The following is a 1889-nucleotide window of genomic DNA, read 5'->3' as shown; positions in this document are numbered from 1 at the left end:
GGGCACGCCACCGGGCCGGACGCGCCAACCGGGCCGGGCACGCCAACCGGGCCGGGCTTGCCAACCGGGCCAAACATACCATCCGTCCGGGCGTCCCCGTCAATCCCAGACATATTGCTCGTCGATATCAATCCCGTGTTTTTTCAAGAAGCCCCGGAACTCGTCTTGGAACGAGATTTTTCGGTGATGTCTTTGTTGATTCTCGATGTATTTGGTGACTGCCGCCATGTTGGACTGGCTGACGGAAAACGCGCCATAACCGTTTTGCCAGCGAAAATATCGAAGAGCCTCAGATGTGTCGCGAATCCATTTGCTGGAATTGGATTTGAGCCTGTTGACAATTCCGGAAACCGAGTCGGTTCTTGACTGCAAAAACAACAAATGAACATGATCCTCGACCGAATTAATCACCACCGGCGGCGAGCCAATTTGATGAAGGATGCCGCCCAACACCGCATGCAATTCTTCGCGGATGGAATCCGCCAGCCAGCCCTCTCGGTTCTTGGTCGAAAAGATGAGGTGAACAAACAATCTCGAAAGTGATTGGGCCATGCGCGGCTCTGTTCAATCAACCCCGGCCATTAATCCGGCGATTGTACCCGCGTGCGAAGGCCGGATCAATGGCCCTATCTGTTTTTCGGCGCGGTGGGTTGGCGCGCCCGGTTGGCCCTGACGGACCGGTCTGGGTTAACCGGTCTTTCAGACCGGGCGTTTCGATGGGGGAAATCGCCGTTCCGGACTTTTGGAATGGGGCGAATCACATTCGCCCGCCGACGACCCGGTCTGAAAGACCGATTAACCCAGACCGGTCCGTCAGGGCCGGGTTTCCCCCACCCCCCCCCTGCAAACCCAAAGCGGTGGACGTTCCGACCCCTTGCGGAGTCGGAACAAGCATGCAAGACCCGGAAGGGAGCCACGCCCGTCCCCGGTATGTGTTTTGCGTGTCACCGGGGTGAACCCTCCACGCCGGGGCGAGGTTCGCGGGATCGGTCGCCCCGCGTTCCCGTGATCGGGGGCGCGCAAAACAGCCTGGCGTTCCCCGCCCCCGGCCGTGTTTCGGATACCTCGCCGGGGCGTTCCCGGTGGGATGGCGTGGCCGGGAATCGCTCCCTGTTGCCGCCTGCGCGCCATCTCCGGGGGCCTCTTCCGGATGCCGCCCCCAAGGGCCTCTCCCCGTCGTCCGCAGACTCGCACGGGAACACGCGATTTGCCCAATTAGGGGGCTATGTCAAAACCAAACAGCGACCAGCGTCACTGATTCTCAAGAGCCCCGCTGCGTAAGCGGTGGGGGGTAGCTTCCCGAGTGTGACGGCCACCCCCACCGCTCACGCAGTGGGGCTCTTGAGAATCACACACCACAAAAAAACTGCCGCGTCAGCCAATGACATCAAGAGCCCCACTGCGTAAGCGGTGGGGGTAGCTTCCCGAGTGTGACGGCCACCCCCACCGCTCACGCAGTGGGGCTCTTGAGAATCACACGAGAAGCCCGTCTTCAACCACCAATCGGCCGCTTCGCCGGCCGTCGTTCGCCCAGCAGGGCCGTCAGCGCCGGCCACATCTCGGCCAGTTGTTCGTTCATCGCGCCGCCCGGTTTTTCCGGGGGGTTGGCCCTCGCGCCAATCGTTTGAAACGGGTTGCGGACGCCCGCGTGTTCGCTGTCCCAATCACGCTCGGCCCTCGCCCATGTCGCATTCCAGCCGGCCACGACGGACATCACGATGCCGGACCATTCGCGGAAGCGGACGGGCGGAACGGGCAGGTCTGGCCGAACGCGCAGATCGTCGCCGCCTCCGGGTCGAAGACCGTCGAGCGGCACCTCGCGCAGAAGGCCGGGAGGGGGATGTTCGTCGGCTGGGGCTTCCCCGGCGGCGCGCTCACCGGGGTTGCGG

Annotated in this window: 2 protein-coding genes; both read right to left on the bottom strand. The window is 62.8% G+C overall.

The genetic code is table 11. The annotated features are described in order from the left end of the window. Positions 1 to 99: 99 nt before the first annotated feature. Positions 100 to 552: an IS200/IS605 family transposase gene (gene tnpA, locus BGIM_RS0100485; RefSeq protein WP_020467885.1), complete on the bottom strand. Its 453-nt coding sequence runs from the start codon at positions 550 to 552 to the stop codon at positions 100 to 102. A 940-nt stretch (positions 553 to 1492) separates the two neighbouring features. Then, a partial coding sequence (locus BGIM_RS47870) for a hypothetical protein (protein WP_040887397.1) occupies positions 1493 to 1889 on the bottom strand: 397 nt, incomplete at its 5' end.

Source organism: Zavarzinella formosa DSM 19928 (assembly GCF_000255705.1).
GTDB classification, from domain to species: domain Bacteria; phylum Planctomycetota; class Planctomycetia; order Gemmatales; family Gemmataceae; genus Zavarzinella; species Zavarzinella formosa.
This window is presented reverse-complemented; position numbering and strand designations above follow the sequence as displayed.